Genomic DNA, 19461 nt, shown 5'->3' on the forward strand with positions numbered 1-19461 from the left:
GCCTCAGGGCGAGCGCCCGCGATCTCGCAACGAGCCCGAAAAACGAACCACGGAGAGCGACATGCATATACATCATAAGCCGCAAACGGGTGAACCGAGGTTGCGTGTCATCTTCGCGGACGGGTCCATCGCGCTGGGCATGCCCGTCGGCTCGACGCTCGCCGACGTCGCCGACTGGGTCGACGACATCGCCCGCCAGCACAACGGTTCTCTGCTTTCGATCGACGTCAGAATGGCCGGGCGTCGCAACGTCCCGGCGTTTGCCGGAGCGCACTGACGCCCCGATCCATTCAATGCGTAGGCCGACCCATCCTGGATCGGCGCGCGTGAATACGAAGATTCATTTGGAGCACGATATGAACATCAAGATTTTATCCGCAGCCGCCTTGTTTCTCGTTCTGCCGATTGCGGCTCACGCCCAGGGCGTCGTGCGCGGAGCCGACGAAGGCATACATGAAGGCGATCGCGCCGCTGGTCCCGTGGGCGCCGTCGTGGGGGGCGTCGTCGGCGCGGTTGGAGGCGGCGTAGCGGGTCTGCTTGGCGTCGATCAGCGCCCGCGCTTCAGAACCTATGTCGTTCATGAACACCATGATTCCTATGCCTACGACCATGCCGTCGCCGTTGGCGCGATCCTCCCCGACAGCGGCGTCACCTATTACGAAGTTCCCTCCGACTACGGCGTGCAGGACTATCGCTATACGGTCGTCAACAATGAGACGGTGCTGGTCGATCCCAGGACCCATCGCATCGTGCAAGTGATCGAGTAACGGCCGGCCCTCGGCCGAGAAAAACGAGGGGGCCGCTTTTCGAAGCGGCCCTTTTGGCATGAAAGGACAGCGAATTGGACAACATGCGCCAAGCTTCCGACGACGGCTTGACGAGCCAGGAGGCGCGACGCCTTCTCACGACGGTCGGCGCCAATGCCATGCCCGACACCTCGATGCATCCTTTGCGGATGGCGCTGGAGAAATTCTGGGCGCCGGTTCCCTGGATGCTCGAGGCGGCAATTATCCTCCAGGTCATCCTTGGCGATTATGTTTCGGCGGCGATCATCGCCACCCTGCTGGCGTTCAACGCCGGCTTGGGATTGTTCCAGGAAAGCCGCGCCCAGGCGACGTTGGCGGCGTTAAGGTCCCGGCTCGCACTGAACGCATCGGTGCGGCGCGACGGCGCGTGGGCGCTTGTTCCCGCAGCCGAACTGGTTCCGGGCGATGTGGTGAAGCTTTCCCTTGGCGGGGTTGTCGCCGCCGATGTTCGTCTCACCGAGGGCGGCGTTCTGCTCGATCAATCCATGCTGACCGGAGAATCGATACCCATCGAGGCGGGACCGGGCGTCGAGACCTATGCGGGCGCGCTGGTGCGGCGCGGCGAGGCGGTGGCCGAAGTCACGGCGACCGGCGCGCATACGAAATTCGGGCGAACCGCCGAACTGGTGCGCACGGCGCATGTGGTCAGCACGCAGCAGAAGGCGGTTTTGCGCGTCGTGCGCAACCTTGCCGGTTTCAATGGCATCGTCATCATCGTGCTTGTCGTCTATTCGTACTTTTTTCTGAACATGCCCCCGGCCGAAATCATTCCCCTCGTGCTGACGGCGGTGCTCGCATCCATACCGGTCGCATTGCCGGCCACTTTCACGCTCGCCGCGGCGCTCGGCGCGCGCGAACTGGCGAAACTTGGCGTTCTTCCGACCCGCCTGTCGGCGGTGGACGAAGCCGCGTCAATGGATGTGCTGTGCTCCGACAAAACCGGAACGCTGACACGCAATGAACTCGCCGTGACGGATGTTCGGGCGATGCCGGGCTTCGATCCCGCCCATGTTCTTGTGCTGGCGTCGCTCGCCAGCTCCGACGGCGGCCAGGACCCGGTGGACGCCGCCATTCGCCAGGCGGCGTCGAGCCAGCGCGTCTCCGACGCGCCAAAGCTGAGCAAGTTTACCGCCTTTGATCCGTCAAGGAAAAGCTCCGAGGCGACCGCTGCCGACGCTGCGGGCAAGCCAATCAAGATCATCAAGGGGGCCTTTGCGATCGTCAGCAAACTGGCGTCGTCTTCCCCGACGGCAATAGCGGCGGCGAAGGAACTCGAGGACAAGGGTTTTAGAGTTCTCGCCGTCGCAGCAGGGCCAGATGACGGCGTAAGACTCGCCGGATTGATTGCGCTCAGCGATCCGCCGCGCGAGGATTCCGCACCGCTGATCGCCGCATTGAAAGCTCTGGGCGTTGCAACGATCATGGTGACCGGCGACGCCCCCGCGACCGCCGCAATCGTCGCTCGCGCGGTCGGTCTCGCCGGCCAGACCTGCCCGCCGGGGGCGGTCCCCGATAATCTCCGGGCAGAGCAATTTTCGGTCTTCGCCGGCGTTCTGCCCGAGGACAAGTACAGGCTTGTCAAGTCTTTCCAGAATGGCGGCCACACGGTCGGCATGTGCGGCGACGGCGCCAATGACGCGCCGGCGCTCCGCCAGGCGCAAATCGGCATCGCCGTTTCGACGGCGACCGACGTCGCCAAATCGGCCGCGGGGATGGTGCTGACGCAGGCGGGACTCGGCGGCATCGTCTCCGCGGTCAAGGAAGGGCGAATGACCTTCCAGCGCATCCTGAGCTATGCGCTGAACTCGATCACCAAGAAGACCATGCAAGTGCTCTTCCTGGCCGTCGGACTGGTGATGACCGGGCACGCCATCCTGACGCCCTTGCTGATGGTGCTGGTCATGATCGCCGGCGACTTCCTCGGCATGTCGCTGGCGACCGACAATGTCCAGCCTTCGCCCATGCCGAACGCCTGGAGGATCGGCAACCTGACCATAGCCGGCGTCATCATGGGATTAGGCGAACTGGCTTTTTGCACGTCGGTGATGGGGTTCGGCGCCTATTACGCGAAGCTCGACATCGACGCCCTGAGAACGCTGGCGTTCATCGCCATCGTGTTCGGCAATCAGGCGACGACCTATAACAATCGCGAACGCCGGCGCCTGTGGTCATCCCGCCCAAGCTCCTGGCTTGTCGTGTCTTCCGTCGCCGATATCGGGATCGCTTCGACGCTGGCCGTCGGTGGAATCGCCATGACGCCCTTGCCTGTCGCCACGGTCGCCCTGACGCTCGCAACGGCGGCGGCCTTCGCCATCGCCATGGACCTGGTGAAGGTTCCGATGTTCCGCCGTCTCGACATCGGTTGATGAGCCTGAAGCGCGGCGCGCCGCGTGAGTGTTTTCCGATCCTTCTGATCTTGCCCGGCGGGGTCCTAATTTATCCTGCGGGTCGTTCCTGGCAAAGGCCGCAGCCGGTTCTCATCAGGGGAATGAACATGACGACATTCAGCTTTCACTCGACATTTTCCGCAACTCCAAGATTTCGCGTCCTGGTCAACGGCTTTGCCGATCGAGCCCCTTTCTCGACCCTGCATGACGCAGTGACATCCATTCCGATGAACAATGTCGAAAGCCTGAGCTTCGAGATCTATGACGCCCTGGAGCGGCGATATGTCTGGACGCAGCCGCGAGAAAGCGACAGCAGGGCCTGTCCTGCGCCGTTTTCCATCTGGGTCAACGGATATCCCACTGGCGTGTCCTTCGCCAGCCTCACCGAAGCCATTGTCTTCATTTCGGTTCGTGCGCCCGGAGAAGACTGCGCGGTGTTCGAGAACGACGCTTGCGTGTTCATGCTGAACTCGCCGCGAGAACTGAAACCGCAGGCAGCGCTATGAAGACCTATGGCGTCGGCGCTTATAGAATTGGCGTTTACGAAACCTGCGACGCTTGGCCGCGCGACGCCGTGGCGGTGGTGGCGGACAGGGCGACAATCTGCTTCGTCGACCGTATCGCCGAAATCGGCGACGTCGTCGCCGTCGGCGCCATGACCGAAGCGGTGACGCAGCATTGCCGGCTCAAGATCGCAGCGCAGGGAGTGTTCGAACTGCGCTTCGACGAGCCCCTGGCCGAGGTCGCGCGACACTGGGCGCGATCGATCCCTTCGCTCTGGACGCATAGGTAATTTCCGACGCTGCCGGGCCGGCGCCCGGCGGCCTAGGCTTTTTGAGATGCAGTGTTTTCAAACGCTCTTTCAATGATCCGAGATCGTTTGAAACATTAGACTGGACGAAACGGCGGCGGATCCGCCGTGATCCAGAATGACGGAGAACACCAATGGGCACGATCCTGCTTATCATCCTCTTGATCCTTTTGTTCGGCGGCGGTGGCGGATATTATGCGCACAGCCATTACGGCGTCGCCGGGCTTGGCGGCGTTCTCGGCACGGTTCTGGTCGTGTTGGTGGTGCTCTGGCTCGTTGGCGCCGTAGGCGCGTGAGCCCGTACTTCGGGGGCGCCGGCCTTCGGTTCATGCCGACGTGGCGTTCCATCGGGGAAGATCAAGTCCATGCGCCGGTCAGGCAAGTTGATCGGCGCATTTACGCGAGCGGGATGATCGCCGATGTCTGTCTCGCCGCGAAAAGTTCCAGGGCTGAGTTTCAGGTTTTGTCATGAGCGACGCGGATCGAAAGATTGAAGCGGAACCGACGGAGCAGCCTCCGTCAGAAATGCCGCTTCCCGACAAACCGGAGGTGATCTTTCTTGGCGGACTCTTCGCCCTGGCGGTTTTGACGGCGGCTTATGTCGCCCGTGATATCGTGCTGCCAATGGCCTTGGCCATCACGCTCAAACTGCTGTTGCAACCGGGCATGGCGATGATGGAGCGAGCGAAGGTTCCCGCGCCGCTCGCAGCCCTGTTGATCATTTTTACTCTGCTGGGAGCCATCATCGGTCTGGGCGCGGCTATTTCCGGCCCGGCCGGCGCCTGGGCGGCTAAACTTCCCGAAGGCATTCCTCGACTTCAGGAACGGCTCAGCTTTCTTCGAGGGCCAATCGATACGTTGCTCCGATTCTTCCAGCAGGTGGAAAATATCGGCTCGGCTGGACCGCCGCGGGATGAAGGCGGGCCCCTGGCAGGCTCGGCGCTTCTGCCAACCCTGTTCACAGGCGTCCGGAACTTTGCCGATGGTTTGTTCACGACGGTGCTGTTTTTATATTTCCTGCTCCTGTCGGGCGACAGTTTTCTTCGCCGACTGGTAGAGATCCTGCCGCGTTTCGGCGCAAAACGCCAGGCCATCGATATATCTCAGCAAATCGAAAATGATATTTCCGCCTATCTGGTGACGATTACCATCATGAACCTCTCCGTCGGGCTCGCCACGGCCCTGGTCATGCAACTGACCGGCGTTGGCGATCCGATCCTTTGGGGAACCGTCGCCTTCCTGCTGAACTACGCGCCGATCATCGGGCCCGCTTTGGGCGTCTTCGTATTCCTCCTCGCGGGCTTCTTGACCATCGACGGCAACTGGAGCGCGCTGGCGCCGGCGGGCCTCTATCTCGCAATCCATGTCATCGAGGGCGAGACCCTGACGCCGATGCTTCTCGCAAGACGTTTCACCCTCAATCCTGTTCTTGTGATCGTTTCGTTTGTCTTCTGGTTCTGGATGTGGGGCGTACCCGGCGCCATCCTTTCGATCCCCATGTTGGCGATCATGAAGATCGTCTGCGACCGCGTGCGGCCCTTCGCCGCGCTCGGCCACTTTCTCGCTGGATAAAGGCCGAAACCTGCCAATCGACAAAGGGGCGACAGAATAGATCGCAGAATGCAAGTCCCGTGAGTAAATTCCGAGGCTGCCCTTTCGCGGCGCGACGGAGTTTGATTCTGCCTCTGCCGGTCAAATCATTCTGGACAGAGAGGATTCATCCTTGTCGAAAAGCGACTCGCAAGCGCCGTTGCTACGCTCGGCCCAGCGGGCGCCATTTTCGCGCCAGACCTGCAGCGAATTTTCCTTTTCGAGGAGTCGCCTTGACGAACATGAATGACGCGCCGCGGACTGTTCCCGTTCACATCGACGAGACGATCTCGTCGATTGCGAAGCTCCGCGCCGAGCATCGGGAAAACGCCACGCCGCTGCAACGCGTCGTCGACCGCATGGTGAAGCTTCTCGGGCGGCCTCAATTCATTGGCGTGATCAGCGTGGTCATCGTCGCTTGGATCGGCCTCAACCTGCTCTCCGCATCTCTTGGCGATCGCATGATCGATTCGCCGCCATTCCCATGGCTGGGCGAGGCGATCTCGTTGACCTCTTTGTATATGGTCGTGTTGATCCTCATTTCACAGGAACGTGAAGACCAACTCGCGCATCACCGGGAAATGCTCATCCTGGAGCTGGCGATTCTCAGCGAGCAAAAAATCGCCAAAGTGATTCAGCTTCTCGAAGAATCCCGACGCGACAATCCGAATATTCGCAACCGTTTCGACCCGGAAGCCGAGACCATGGGTCAAGCCGCCGACACCCAATCGGTGCTCAACGCCATCACGGAAAAACCGGTCTCCTGGCCGGATTGAAAGTCTGCGAACGAAGGGAGCCAACAACGCAGAAAGCCAATTTTTCAACCATTGCCGCTCGATTGTATTTCGAGCGCAAGCCACGAACGTCCCTCCCAAGCCGGGTGGAACGACTCTCGATAGGAAACACCATGTTGAAGCAATTTTTCGCCGCGACCATCCTGACTTCCGCTCTCGCCTTGGCGCCGTTCGCCGTTTTGGCCGAACCCGCGCCAGCTGCGCCCGCGGCCGAGCCCATGGCGATGGAACATCACCATCATCACCATGATGGCGACCATTATCACCACCATCACCATCATCATCATCATCACCACCATCATTACGACGATCATGGTCACGACTGATTTAGGGCTCTGGAGGCGGCCGACGGGCTTTGGCCCGCCGTCCGCAGGCTATGGCGACAGGAAAGGAACGTATCGATGACCGCGCACAATCATAGCATCGTCTGGATCGATCATCGAAGCCCGCGTGTTTCATTTCTGCGCGGATGAGATCAAAACACTGATCGTACGGCCGAACGATCCGCACGTTCACATCCACCACAAGGCAAACACGATCGGCAGCGGCCATACGCCGGGATTTGCCCGCGAAGGCCCAAACTCAAGGATTTCTAAATGTTGATCCAGGCAGGCTTTGACATCACATTTCAATGTCCGGAGCAGACGCCCATGCTGCTCCAGCTTAATGTCCATCCCTCGCGTGACGCTGACTTGCTTTCGCGGGATGTGATCGGCTCGGATCCACGACTTGCGATGAGTTCTTATGTCGATCTTTTTGGCAATCGCGTCACCCGTCTTGTCGCTCCACCCGGCTTTGTCACGTTCAGCAACCGTTTCGTAATCCAAGACTCGGGCGAACCTGATGAAACGCCACCCGACATGGCCTTCACACCGATCGCTTTTCTGCCCGACGATGTGCTGATGTACCTGGTCTCTAGCCGCTATTGCGACAGCGACAAACTCGCCGATTTCGCGTGGGCGACGTTCGGAAAACTGACGGGCGGTTACCAGCGCGTACGAGCGATCTGCGACTTCGTGCATTCGAAAATCCGATTTAGCTACCCCGACGCGCGCCCTACACGTTGCGCCAGCGATTCAATGTACGAAGGTATTGGCGTCTGCCGCGATTTCGCCCATCTCGCGATTGCACTGTGCCGTTGCATGAATATTCCCGCGCGCTATTGCACGGGCTATCTCGGGGACATCGGCGTGCCGCCCGATATCAACCCGATGGATTTCAGCGGCTGGTCGGAGGTTTATCTCGAAGGGCGCTGGTACACCATGGACGCCCGTCACAACCATCCACGAATTGGCCGCATCGTCATTGGCCGCGGTCGCGACGCGGCGGACGTTCCAATCTCGACGGCCTTTGGCGTCGCCAATCTCACCCGCTTCGACGTGGTGACCGACGAGCATATGCCTATTCACGTCGAATAGAGGCGGGATCAAACGATGAGCTCTCCCGGCCGTGAGTACATTCCGATTCTGTCGGGTCAGCCTTCGTCGAGGCAACATAAAATCGCGATTGTTTTTCCAACCGCCGAACCGGCCGGCCGATAGTTCGCCGCCACCGGTTCCTTGCAAAACCCTCGACAAACAGGAGCCATCAACATGGACAAAGATCGAATCGCCGGCGTCGCCAAGCAAGCAGTTGGCGCCATCAAGGAAGCCGCAGGCAAGACACTCGGCGACGCCAAGCTTGTCGCCGAAGGCAGGAACGACAAGGCTGTAGGCAAGGCACAGAACGCCGTCGGCGGCGTAAGGGACGCGGTGAAGGAAATCGTCGAGAAGTAGCGCCTCCCTTGAAGCGTGAAATGCCCACCTCGCGCCCTGATCTGCGCCGGCGCGAATTGGGCGGCAACGCCGGAGAGCGCCCGAAACCAACGACAGGAAGAGGCCGCCGCGCGGCTCCGGCAAACCTCGTTGAAGTCTCTTCCCTCGGTCGATCATCCGCGAACATGACGCCGGTTTGTCCTTCGACGGGAGCGTCGAGCCAATCCGGCGAATTGAGCCAGCCATGAAATACGTGAACGCGTTCCTTGCCTTCGACGAAACCGTCCGTTTCGAAACGCGCCCGAGCAATGATCGCGGGGAGTGGAGCGATAGCCGCGCCGCCGCCCGCGGGAGCCGGGCGCGACAGCACAGTTTTGATCGTCGATGTCGCTGGCGGGAACAGGAGTTCCACGAATTACCATGCTGTTTTTGGCGACTTCACGATTCGCTATGACAACTTTGCGGACGAAGTCCGAGAGGCCGCCAGCGCGCATCTCGTCCATGATTTTGAATCGATGCGTCGCGTCGACCGGCGCTGCCCTCTCGATGTTATTCGTCTATGGGCTCACTGCAATTGCAGGAGACGTCTCTCCGTCGCTTCGACACTCGCCAGCCGTCCAAAAACCAGGCGCCGACGTTCCTGCGCCCCCGCCGCGTCCGAGCGAGTTTGGACCTCCTCTGTCCATCGAAACAGGTCCGCAACAGGCCGCCCCTCAGCCTGACTTGGTTTGCACGCGCGCTATGGCTAGCGGGCGGATCGTCGCGGCGTTGATCGCGCCCGTGGTCGGGCCGGATCATTGCGGAATCGCCGCCCCGTTGAAGCTCAGCGCCATCATTCTTCCCGACGGCGCGCGCGTTCCCCTGGAGCCGGAATCCCTGCTGCGATGCGATTTTGCAGAGGCGCTCGCAGATTGGGTGCGCGAAGACGTAGCCCCGCTCGCTCGGATCGCCGGCGGCGGTCTCGCAAAAATCCTCGGATCCGATGGTTACGAGTGCCGTAGCCGCAACCGTATAAGCGGCGCGATCATCAGTGAACACGCCACAGGCAACGCTTTGGACCTACGTGGTTTCAAGCTCCAAGATGGCCGAACTCTTTTGATAGGGAGCGCGAACGAAGATCTCGATTTCATGACGCAGATCCGCGACACAAGCTGTGCGCGATTCACCACGGTGCTTGGGCCGGGCTCGGACGGCTACCACCAAATGCACTTGCATTTTGATCTCAAAGCGCGACGCATTGGCTACCGTATCTGCCAATGGGATATGGAATAGCAAACGCGAACAGCCGACTCGGCGCCTCCAGCGCCAACGACTGCTTCGAGCCGCGATGCATTATCTACGCGGCAAATGGAGGTCCGCATTGGGTCTTGGTTGTGTGAAAACGCCGAGCGGGCTGGTGACAAGAGCGTTTTTCGAGCGGCGTCTTCGTTTCGTTGTTTCGTGTCGGGATCTTTGCCGAATAGCTTGGCGGTGGTCCGCCAAATTGCGCGCAAATTGACGCAACTGACTCGAGTGACTTCCGGGCTTCATCCTGCGCGGATGGCGGCGACCAACGCTGGCCTGCCGATGATATTCATCACCCTGGTCAGATTATAGGCGAGCACGTGCAACGCCATTTCCGCGGCGACGTTGGGAAGCCGTTTCATGAGGAAGTGCGTGGCGCCCATCCTCGCCTTGATCGTGCCGAAGGGATGTTCGACGGTCTCCCGGCGCGTGCGCATGGCGCCCGGATTGGCGTCGAGCCGCCGTTGAACCTCCTCGACCAGGTGCTCATGGGCCCAGCGCGTCAGCCGACGTTCCTCTTTGCTTGTCGTGCACTTGCTCTTGATCTGGCAGGACGAGCAGGCCGCCGTCGCCCAATAGCGGCGTTGCTCCATCCCCTTCTCGATGGTGGTGTAGCGATAGATCAGCAACTGGTTGGCCGGGCAGCGATAGACGTCTTGATCGGGAAGATAGACAAAGTCCGGTTTGCCGAACCTCCCATCCGCTGTCGCGTTGGACGTCTGCGGCTTCGGCAAAGTGACGGTCACGCCGGCCTCGACGCACTGCTTTATCTGCTCGCTGTCGAAATAACCTCGATCCGCCAGCACATCGAGCGTTTCGACCTCCAGGGTCTCCTTTGCGGCCTTCGCCATCGGCGCCAACTGCGCCCGGTCGTTGCCGACATTCGTCACCTCGTGCGTGACGATCAGGTGGTGTTTGCTTTCGACAGCGACCTGAACATTGTAGCCGACCACCCCGGAGCCGCGGCCGCTGGTCGCCATCGAGTGCGAGTCGGGATCGGTCAGGGATATTTGCTGGTCCGGCTCGGCCTTCATGCGCGCATCGAGGACTGCGAGACGCTGCATCTGCTGTTTCAGGCCCGCGATCTTCTCTTTCAGGTGCTCGACCTTCATCGCAATCTCGTCCGAAGGCTCCTGACGATCCGCGGTATCGAGCTGATTGAGGTAGCGGGCTATATTCTCTTCAATCTGAGCCAGGCGCCGCGCCATCTTCGCACGTGTGAAGTTCCGGTCGCGGTTGTTAACCGCCTTGAACTTGCTGCCGTCAATGACAACGACGCCGCCGCTCAGCAGACCCATCGTCCGGCACAAGGTGACGAACCGCACGCAGACTTTGCGCAAAGCCGCGCCGTTTTCCTTCCGGAAATCCGCGATTGTCTTGTGATCGGGCGCCAGCCGGCCGAGCAGCCACATCAACTCGACATTTCGCCCGGCCTCGCGTTCCAGTCGGCGGCTCGACTGGACCCGGTTGAGGTAACCGTAAATGTAGAGCTTCAACAGCACCGCTGGATGGTAAGCGGGCCGACCGGTCCCCTTTGCGATCACGCCCGAAAAGCCCAGCGTTGGAAAATCGAGCGCGTCGACAAAGGCCTCGATCACATGAGCGGAGTTGTCCTCGCCAACCCAATCCTCAAGGCATTCTGGCAGGAGGCTCAGCTGCAAGCGGTCGACGCCTTCAACGAAACGACTCATGAAATCCTCCCGGCTCTCAATGCAGGGATTCGCGCGGATCTGACTCGCGCATTTTCACACAGCCAGGGTCATGTTGAGACCTACGCGAACGGGCCATGAATGTCGGTTTTGAGACGGTTTCGCCCACTGATCTTCGGCGCCGAATTCCTCGATCGCGCCGAAAATTGCCTCCTGGCGCGCCCGCAAGCTGATGCTAAGCGTTTGATTTTTATTCCTTCGACGGCGAACACTTGCGGCGCAGATTTTCGCCGATTGAACGAGCCAAATTTTTAAATCGAGGGAGCAAATTATTTCTTTCGAACGTCCGATTTTGTGTGGTAAATATAGCCAAGCTGACGGAGGTTCGTCTGAGGCGCGGGACGCAGTAAAAATTCTTGCGTGTCGGCTCTGACTGAAAAAACGTCGCTCCCTTCCGAACATGGCTCATCGACCATTGCAGGCTTCGGCGCGCGCATGCGCATCGCGCAGGCTTTCGCCATGCTTGTAACTGATCAGGCCGCCTCCGTTCGGAAGTTTCGCTAACCCAAAAACAGTTCAAATCACGGCTCGACGCCGGTCACTCCATGTCCCTCCGGGCATGGGATGGCCGGCGTTTGTCGTTTGGAGATAGACATGACAAAACGAAGCATTGAGATGATCGCCATCAATCAATTGGTTCCTCATGAGCGCAACGCCCGCACGCATTCAAAAAAGCAGATCAGAGGCATAGCAAAATCGATCGAGCGGTTCGGATTTCGCAACCCAGTGCTGGCGACGAGCGAAAACAGGATCATTGTCGGCCACGGCCGTGTCGAGGCGGCAAAAAGCATCGGATTGAAAGAGGTTCCTGTCCTTCGCTATGACGATATGACGCCCGACGAGGTCAGGGCCTATGTCCTTGCCGACAACCAGCTGGCGACGAGCGCCGGCTGGGATCAAGAAGCGTTGGCGATCGAGCTGCAATATCTCGTCAGCATTGACTTCGACATCGAGACGATCGGTTTTGAGATTCCAAAGGTCGATCTGATTCTCGACGCTGAAGCCGCCAAGGCCAATGACCCCGGCCTTGAGGACGACATTCCGGCAAGAAACGACGGGCCGCCGATCAGCCGGACCGGCGATCTATGGCTTTTCGGCCCGGCGAAGGAGATCAGGCACAAGTTGCTCGTCGGAGATGCAAGATCGCCGGCCGATTATGCGGCTTTGATGGAGGGCGGCAAGGCGGCGATGATGATCACCGCCCCCCCCTATAACGTGCCGATCGCCGGCCATGTTTCTGGGCTGGGACGCAATGTTCATCGCGAATTCACATTCGCCTCCGGCGAGATGGGCGAGGAAGAGTTCGTCGTCTTCCTCGCAGCCTTTATGGAGCAGGCGGGTCAGCACCTTAGCGAAGGCGCGCTCCACTATGTGTTCATGGACTGGCGACATTCCTATGACCTGCAGAGCGCGGCGCGCCGCCTCGGCCTGTCGCTTCTCAATATGTGCGTCTGGAAAAAAACCAACGCCGGGATGGGATCGCTTTACCGCTCGATGCATGAGCTCTGCTTGATCTTCAAGCAGGGCGCCGCTCCGCACCGCAACAATGTCGAGCTCGGAAAACATGGCCGCTCTCGAAGCAATGTCTGGACCTACGCCGGCGCCAATAGTTTTCGTGCGGGCCGCGACGAAGACCTTGCCGATCACCCCACCGTCAAGCCGGCCCAGATGATCGCCGACGCCATTCGCGACGTGACCAAGCGCAGCGATGTGGTGCTCGATCCCTTCGCGGGATCGGGAACGATTCTCATCGCCGCCGAGATGACCGGGCGCAGGGCGCGGGGAATCGAGATCGATCCGGCCTATGCCGATGTGGCGATCCGCAGGTTTGAGGCCTTCACCGGCAAGTCGGCCATTCTGGCCGCCACCGGCGAAAACTTCGAAGCTGTGGCGGAGGGAAGGATGGCCGAGCTCGTCCTCGCCTGACCCCTTAATCCGAATCTCCCCCCTACTCCCAGCCAAAGGCGCGTCGAAAGACGCGCTTTTTTTAATTCAAATACAGGAGCGTAAGACAATGAAACACACCAATGAAAGCGGCGATCGTCAAGTTGCGGACGAGGATTACGCGGTGGGATACGGCCGCCCGCCGAAAGATCACCAGTTCAAAAAGGGCCGCAGCGGCAATCCGGCCGGTCGGCCGAAGCGGAAGGATGAAGGCCGCCTCAAGATGATCGATGTTTTGATGGAGCCGCGCGCCGCCAAGATAAACGGCAAGACCCGCCGCATGCCTGCAGGCGAACTGCTGTTTCGGGCGCAGATGGAGAAAGCCTTTCAGGGCAATTCCCCGGCCACGAAAATGCTGCTGGACCTGATGTTAAAATGGGGCGTGCTGGACACGACCGTGGGCACGCCGGCTTTCGATGTTTCCGGCGCTAAGGAAGCGCTCCTTCGGAAGTTCGAACTCGCTTGCAGAACTGCGCCTAACGCCGAAAATGCGGAAAAAAATTGAATCCCCTCGCCGTCGACGACGACGCGCCGCAGCGCCGGCGCAACGGCGATGAATGACGTCCGCCATCGTTCCGCGCGACGGGCGCCTCCGTAAACGAAAAATTGCAACACCTGAGTTGAAGGGCGGGGCTGCGGCCCCGCCCTATCCGGCCCTGGCGATGAGCCAGTCGAGGAGGCCATTGCGCATGGCGGCGACGGACGGGTTTTCGCCGGACCAAAGCGTCACATCCGGCCGATGCGACGCTGCAAGCTGGTTTTGCGGCGTGGGGTTGACGAAAATTTGGCTTTGACGTTCGAAATGGCGTCGAAGCGTTCGATATAATGCTCCAGCGCCACCTATATCACCGACGTCGAACGCCGCGGCCGCAACCCAACGATTTTGATTATCCAAAAGCTCGCCGAAACGCTTTGCGTAAAGCCGGGCCAGTTGCTGGATTGATCTATTTCGTATGTTTCGGCTGGACTTCAGCGCACGGAAGAGCGTGTGTTGTCGTGAGCGCGGGAGGCGTCGCGGCGATCGGATGCGGCCATTATGGGGCGCGGAGTTGGAAAGCAGCGCCTGAGGCGAGCGAAGGGAGCTAAATCTCAAATCCAATGGGCGGCGACATCCTGCAGTTTATTGTTCGCGCCGTGAATTGGCGGCTGGTTGAGAGCGCCGCCCGCGTCAAGAAGCGGAGGACGCCATCGAACGCGGCCAGCGCGAGCGAGCCAAGGAGCGGCTTTTCGAAATCGAGCCGCTGCTGTTTGACGCGCAGCGCATTCTCTCCGCGAGCTTTATTCTCGCGCGGGACAGCGGCGCGAGCCGCCATCCGCCTGATTGAGCGCGATGCCCTGATGGTTCTGGCGCTGAATCGGCAACGGAGCAAAAAAGGAGAAAACTTCAAGGAAAGTGGACTGCCCTGCCCCGTCCTCGGGCGCAGGGCCGAGGCAGTGACGGCGCCAACGCCGCCATAATCCTAATGGAGCCACTATGTACCTCTCCGACACCCAGGCCGTGCTGCTCGCGGCCGCCGCCAATCGCGACGATCGCCTCATTCCAATTTCCGACCGGCTAAAGGGAGGCGCGGTGGGAACGGTCGCGCGCGCGCTGCTGAAACAACGCCTCGCCGAAGAAATCGTTGTCGCGTCAAATTCTCCGCACTGGCGGCGTAATGAAGATGGCTCGCCGGTCGGCCTGCGCATTACGCGAACAGGCCTCGCTTCTATCGGCATCGACCCGGAAGATAGCCTCGGAGAAGACCAGCCGTCGGGAAACGACGCAAACGCCGCTGGCGCTGACAACAATAGGGCAAAGTCAGGAGCAAAAACGGCCAGCTCTCCGCGTCCCGGCAGCAAAGGCGATTTGGCGATTAACCTTCTTTGCAGGGAGGCCGGAGCCAATATTGGGGAACTCACCGCCGCGACCGGCTGGTTGCCGCATACCGTCCGCGCGGCCATGACGAGGCTTCGGCAGAAGGGTCAAAAAATTGAACGCCGAGCAGGAGCCGATGGCGCGCGCTACGCGATCACAGAAAAGCCGGATGCCGTGGGCGTCGTTTTGGACCATGCGAGCGCGCTTGCTGCGGATAAAGTGGGCGCTTAACCATGCTGCAGTCCCCTCGCCCACCGCGCCGATCAACAGATCAAGCCACCGTGTTGGCGCCGGCATCACAAACCACAGACAACGGCGTTTCGACCGAACCGCTCGAGAAACTTGTCCGCGCGGAACTCGATCGTTTGGAGGTGCTTGACGCCAATGACCTTCGCATCCGCTACCGTCAACTAACGCGAAAGACCGCGCCTTCGCACCTCCCCCGATGGCTGCTTTTGCGCATTGTCGCCTACCGGATTCAGGCAAGAGCCTTTGGCGATCTCGATGCGGACGCGCTGAAGTTTCTGGCCGACGTCGCCAAGTCACTCGATTTGGAACGAAAGAACCAATCGGCGGCAAAGACGGAAGACGGTGCCCGGCGCCAACGCGTCGTCCCGCCAGTTCCGCCTGTCGCGCCCAGGACAAGGTTTCGGCCCGGAACGCTTCTGATGCGTGAACACGCCGGCGAGCTGCATCGCGTCATGGTGGTAGAGCAGGGATACCAATGGAACGGCTGCACCTATGGCAGCTTATCGGAAGTCGCCCGCGCGATCACCGGCACAATTTGGAACGGTCCCTATTTCTTTGGCTTGCGGAACAAGACCGGTCGCGCCGACGCCAACCAGGAAAAAGGGCCCACGGGGGCGGAGCATGAGGCCTGCTGACAAACTTACGCGAACTCGGCTGCGCTGCGCCATCTACACCCGCGTTTCGAGCGACGCCGGCCTCGAGCAAGAGTTCAACTCGCTCGACAACCAGCGCGAAGCGGCGGAAGCCTACATCAAGAGCCAAGCCCATGAGGGCTGGGTTTTGATTCCGACGCGCTTTGACGACGGCGGATTCTCGGGCGGCTCGATCGAGCGGCCGGCATTGCAGATGCTTCTCGCCGACGTCCGCTCGAAAAAGGTCGACATCATCGTCGTCTACAAAGTCGATCGCCTGACCCGTTCGCTTGCCGATTTCGCCAAGCTTGTCGAATTATTCGACGCGAATGGCGTCTCGTTCGTCTCGGTCACCCAGGCTTTCAACACCACCAACAGCATGGGCCGCCTGACTCTCAACGTATTGCTGTCCTTCGCCCAATTCGAACGCGAAGTCACGGGAGAGCGGATCCGCGACAAGATCGCCGCGTCGAAGAAAAAAGGAATATGGATGGGCGGGAACTTGCCCCTGGGCTACCGCGTCGAAAACCGCAAGCTCAAGATCGTGCCGGAAGAAGCCGAAGAAGTGCGGTCGATGTTTCGTCGCTATCTGGAGCTTCGATCGGTTCCTGCATTAGCTGAAGAGTTGAAGATGCGCGGCTTCAAAACGCGCGTTCGCGAACTCGCTTCCGGCAGGACTATCGGCGGCGGCGCATTGACCCATGGGCCGCTGTCAGTGATCTTGAAAAACCGCATTTATCTTGGCGAAATCACCCCTCGCGGAAAATCGTGGCGCGGCGAGCATGAACCGATTGTCGATGTCGCACTCTTCGACGCCGTTCAAACGGTCCTCGCCGCCAACATCAAGGGGCGCAAGGAGCGATGGCGGCGTTCCGGGGCCATTTTGATGGGAAAAATCCGCGACGATCGCGGAAACCTCATGACACCGGCCCATGCGAATAAGGGCCCTGCCCGCTATCGCTACTACGTCTCCTGCGCGAAGGCGCAGAACCGGGCCGAACAAGTCGGCTCGGTCGCGCGTGTGCCGGCCGTTGACGTCGAGAGGCTGGTGCTCGATTGCCTGAGAGGAATACGCCAAGAGAAGAGTATCCACGAAACAGCGATCGCCGCGTCGGACGAGGCTAGCCTCGCGGACGACGAACTAGTCGCCGCCATGCTCGATCAGGTCGTCGTGTTCGATCTCGAACTGCGGCTGACGCTTAAATCTCAACCAGATGTGGCTCCGGCATCAGAGATTTCCATCCCGTGGACGCGCCCGCGCCACACCCGCAAGCGCGCCGTCATTACCCCATCGGGCGCGCCGGACTTCAACGCCGAACCGATCAGAGCCGAGGCGCGCGCCCGTCTGATCGCAGCCGTCATCCGCGCCCGCCGTTGGGTCGACCGACTGACAGATGGTTCTGTCGCCAGCTTGGCCGAAATCGCGAGCCTCGAGCAAGTTTCCGAGCGCTCCGTCCGCATGACGTTGCCTCTGGCCTTTCTCTCACCGGACATTGTGAGGGCGGCCATTGATGGCGCGCTCCCGCATACGGCTGGCGTTTCCAGCCTCTGCGCCGCGCCAATGGAATGGGCGGCGCAAATGCGGGAAACATAGGCACGCACGCATAGATTAGGATATCCTCGGCAGGCCGGCGCTGGTAGCAGCGATCCGAGCGGGATGAAAACCGGTAGTTTTTGGCATTAGCCGCACCAGTGAACGCGCGAGATTGCCGAACGCCGCCAGTCTATTCCACAAGAACCCCGACACAAAACAACGAGCCGAAGACGGCCGCTTCAAAATCGCTTTTGCCGTCAGCCCGCTCGCGGTGTTCACTCGACCAAGACCCATAGGAGAAATTCGCTGATCGCCGCACGAAGGTCTCAAATGCGGTGGAAAGCGGCAAATGCCTTTATGACTATTTTTGACCGATGCTGTTCTCTAACAAGAAACATCCTGGTGGCTTACGCGGCCAGAGGACAGATCTGAACAGCGAAGCCGAGGTTTTGAAGCCGAGCGACAAGGCGTTTAGTTTGGACGGCCTTGGCGCGGCGGTCGAAGTGATCAGGGCCGAGGTCCTGGTAACATGTTCCGTCCTTGAGCATATGGTATGCGGCGGTCAGGATCGATGCGGCGACGGCGCCGATGGCTTTCTTGGCGCCGCGCCGGGAGCGCAGGCGATGGAATTGGGCCTGGAGATAGCAGCCCTTCTTGCGCACCGCCGCCCAGGCGCATTGGATCAATGTGGTCTTGAGCCAAGGCGCTCCCTTTCGCATGCGATTGGATCGCCGCTTGCCGGCGCTTTCGTCGTTGCGGGGACATAGTCCAGCCCAGGAGATCAGATGTGCGTCCGTGGGAAAGCGGCTCATGTCGGCGCCGATCTCGGCCAGGATGACATTTGCGCTGAGAGCGCTGATGCCGGGGATTGAGCTGAGGATATCGATCAGGGCGCGAAACGGCTCGACGTTGGCGTCGACCTCCTGATCAATCTGAGCGATGGCGGCATCGAGGGCGTCGATCTGCTGGAGATGGAGGCGCAGCATGAAGCGATGATGCTTGGTCACCTTGCCACGCAGGGCTTCATTCAGATCGTCGCGCGGGGCTTTGATTTGCCGATGAGCGAGACTGGCGAGATTGGCGGGATCGGTTTCGCCTGCGATCAACGCCTCGATCATCGCTCGGCCGGACACGCCCATGATGTTGGCGATGACGGAATCAAGTTTGATATTGGCGTCTTCCAAGGTCTTCTGGATCCGCTGGATATGGCCGCTCCGCTCGCGCACCAGTTGCTTACGGGTCCTCAGAAAATCGCGCATCTCCTGCGTTTGCTCGTCCGGGACGAAGCTGCCGCGGATCAGCCCATGCGCCAACAAATCGGCCAGCCAAGCCGCGTCGTTGACGTCGGTCTTGCGACCCGGCACGTTCTTCACATGGGCCGCGTTCGCCAAGATCAAGACGAATTCGCCATCGCTCAGGACGTGCCAAATCGGCTTCCAGTAAACTCCCGTCGCCTCCATGGCGATGTTGACGCAGCCTTCGGCCGACAGCCAATCCGACAGGGCCATGAGCTCCTTGGTCGTCGTCTTGAACGTCTTGATCTCTCGCTTGGCGGCGCCGCCCGCCATGTGGCGGACGCAGGCGACCACCGTGTCCTTGTGAATGTCCAACCCAGCGCAATGCGCGTGCAGAACTTCCATCTGTTCCTCCTCGAACGCCGTCGACTTGGAACCCCCGTTGATGAAATCTAACAGACGTGCTCTGAGGCTGTTGCCAGCCAACTGCACAATTCGGGGTGCTCAAGGGTTCCGGGTCCGACTAATGGACGGGCTTGCAGGCACCAAAAAACAGGCCGACCTCTGTGCCGGCGACGCGCAAGAATTATACGCCAGATGCTCGCCCGTTTCATTCCTCGTGGGTCGGAAACTCCGGTGATTGGCTAATGAGGTGATTTATGTGACCCACTTCGGCTAACTACTTGATTTTATAGCGTTGTGGATGTCCTACCTCTCCCACCATTCCACTTAAAAAAACGAGATGATCGACCAGATGCCGAGCGCAGGACGGCCGCCTGTGCTCAACCCTCCCTGGCGCATCTGACTTTGACGTATTCGCGTTCTGGAACGGGCTTTATGGCGGACCTGGCCAACACTGCTTGCGCCTGAACGCCGC

19 protein-coding genes are annotated in these 19461 nt (G+C 60.2%); 17 read left to right on the top strand and 2 right to left on the bottom strand.

From position 1 onward, the window contains the following. Positions 1 to 61: 61 nt before the first annotated feature. The 12 genes from ACLP2E_RS09735 (at position 62) to ACLP2E_RS09790 (ending at position 9414) form a co-directional block, all read left to right on the top strand. Entirely contained in the window at positions 62 to 277 is a 216-nt protein-coding gene (locus ACLP2E_RS09735) for a hypothetical protein (RefSeq protein ID WP_442465790.1), read from the top strand. 79 nt (positions 278 to 356) lie between these two features. Further along, entirely contained in the window at positions 357 to 767 is a 411-nt protein-coding gene (locus ACLP2E_RS09740) for a DUF1236 domain-containing protein (RefSeq protein ID WP_442461720.1), read from the top strand. Between the two features lie 83 nt (positions 768 to 850). Next, a complete protein-coding gene (locus tag ACLP2E_RS09745) occupies positions 851 to 3172 on the top strand; it encodes an HAD-IC family P-type ATPase (RefSeq protein ID WP_442461744.1) in 2322 nt (773 codons plus the stop codon). Between the two features lie 128 nt (positions 3173 to 3300). Beyond that, positions 3301 to 3699, top strand: a complete 399-nt coding sequence (locus ACLP2E_RS09750; protein ID WP_442465791.1) for a hypothetical protein — start codon at positions 3301 to 3303, stop codon at positions 3697 to 3699. Continuing rightward, positions 3696 to 3986, top strand: a complete 291-nt coding sequence (locus ACLP2E_RS09755) for a hypothetical protein (protein WP_442465792.1) — start codon at positions 3696 to 3698, stop codon at positions 3984 to 3986. Before ACLP2E_RS09750 ends, ACLP2E_RS09755 begins: the two co-directional genes overlap by 4 nt. Positions 3987 to 4138: 152 nt before the next feature. Next, entirely contained in the window at positions 4139 to 4300 is a 162-nt protein-coding gene (locus ACLP2E_RS09760) for a DUF3309 family protein (protein WP_442461723.1), read from the top strand. A 229-nt stretch (positions 4301 to 4529) separates the two neighbouring features. After that, positions 4530 to 5576 carry an AI-2E family transporter gene (locus tag ACLP2E_RS09765; RefSeq protein ID WP_442461724.1) on the top strand — a complete coding sequence of 349 codons (1047 nt, stop codon included), beginning with the start codon at positions 4530 to 4532 and terminating at the stop codon, positions 5574 to 5576. 260 nt (positions 5577 to 5836) lie between these two features. After that, a complete protein-coding gene (locus ACLP2E_RS09770) occupies positions 5837 to 6370 on the top strand; it encodes a DUF1003 domain-containing protein (RefSeq protein ID WP_442461745.1) in 534 nt (177 codons plus the stop codon). Between the two features lie 131 nt (positions 6371 to 6501). Then, positions 6502 to 6714, top strand: a complete 213-nt coding sequence (locus tag ACLP2E_RS09775) for a hypothetical protein (RefSeq protein WP_442461725.1) — start codon at positions 6502 to 6504, stop codon at positions 6712 to 6714. 270 nt (positions 6715 to 6984) lie between these two features. Further along, a complete protein-coding gene (locus ACLP2E_RS09780; RefSeq protein ID WP_442461727.1) occupies positions 6985 to 7806 on the top strand; it encodes a transglutaminase-like domain-containing protein in 822 nt (273 codons plus the stop codon). 174 nt (positions 7807 to 7980) lie between these two features. Further along, positions 7981 to 8163 (top strand): CsbD family protein, encoded by a 183-nt coding sequence (locus ACLP2E_RS09785; protein ID WP_442461728.1) that lies wholly within the window; start codon positions 7981 to 7983, stop codon positions 8161 to 8163. Between the two features lie 720 nt (positions 8164 to 8883). Further along, positions 8884 to 9414: an extensin-like domain-containing protein gene (locus ACLP2E_RS09790; RefSeq protein WP_442465793.1), complete on the top strand. Its 531-nt coding sequence runs from the start codon at positions 8884 to 8886 to the stop codon at positions 9412 to 9414. Positions 9415 to 9668: 254 nt separating this feature from the next. Here the strand turns inward: ACLP2E_RS09790 and ACLP2E_RS09795 are convergent, their stop codons facing one another. Beyond that, positions 9669 to 11117, bottom strand: a complete 1449-nt coding sequence (locus tag ACLP2E_RS09795; RefSeq protein WP_442465794.1) for an IS1182 family transposase — start codon at positions 11115 to 11117, stop codon at positions 9669 to 9671. A gap of 612 nt (positions 11118 to 11729) precedes the next feature. Here ACLP2E_RS09795 and ACLP2E_RS09800 point away from each other — a divergent pair. From ACLP2E_RS09800 to ACLP2E_RS09820, 5 genes are all read left to right on the top strand, one after another. Continuing rightward, positions 11730 to 13061 carry a site-specific DNA-methyltransferase gene (locus tag ACLP2E_RS09800; RefSeq protein ID WP_442465795.1) on the top strand — a complete coding sequence of 444 codons (1332 nt, stop codon included), beginning with the start codon at positions 11730 to 11732 and terminating at the stop codon, positions 13059 to 13061. Between the two features lie 88 nt (positions 13062 to 13149). Next, positions 13150 to 13584 carry a DUF5681 domain-containing protein gene (locus ACLP2E_RS09805; protein WP_442461732.1) on the top strand — a complete coding sequence of 145 codons (435 nt, stop codon included), beginning with the start codon at positions 13150 to 13152 and terminating at the stop codon, positions 13582 to 13584. A gap of 969 nt (positions 13585 to 14553) precedes the next feature. Further along, positions 14554 to 15165, top strand: coding sequence for a DUF3489 domain-containing protein (locus ACLP2E_RS09810; RefSeq protein WP_442461733.1), 612 nt, complete (start codon positions 14554 to 14556; stop codon positions 15163 to 15165). A gap of 2 nt (positions 15166 to 15167) precedes the next feature. Next, positions 15168 to 15818: a DUF2924 domain-containing protein gene (locus tag ACLP2E_RS09815; protein ID WP_442461734.1), complete on the top strand. Its 651-nt coding sequence runs from the start codon at positions 15168 to 15170 to the stop codon at positions 15816 to 15818. Then, on the top strand, positions 15805 to 17409 hold the full coding sequence (locus tag ACLP2E_RS09820; protein WP_442465796.1) for a recombinase family protein: 1605 nt from the start codon (positions 15805 to 15807) through the stop codon (positions 17407 to 17409). Before ACLP2E_RS09815 ends, ACLP2E_RS09820 begins: the two co-directional genes overlap by 14 nt. Before the next feature lie 347 nt (positions 17410 to 17756). On the opposite strand, the gene ACLP2E_RS09825 is transcribed toward ACLP2E_RS09820, so the two are convergent. After that, positions 17757 to 18989 (bottom strand): IS110 family transposase, encoded by a 1233-nt coding sequence (locus ACLP2E_RS09825; RefSeq protein WP_442465797.1) that lies wholly within the window; start codon positions 18987 to 18989, stop codon positions 17757 to 17759. Positions 18990 to 19461: the final 472 nt, after the last annotated feature.

It is taken from the genome of Rhodoblastus sp., from assembly GCF_052145335.1.
Taxonomy (GTDB): Bacteria; Pseudomonadota; Alphaproteobacteria; order Rhizobiales; family Beijerinckiaceae; genus Rhodoblastus.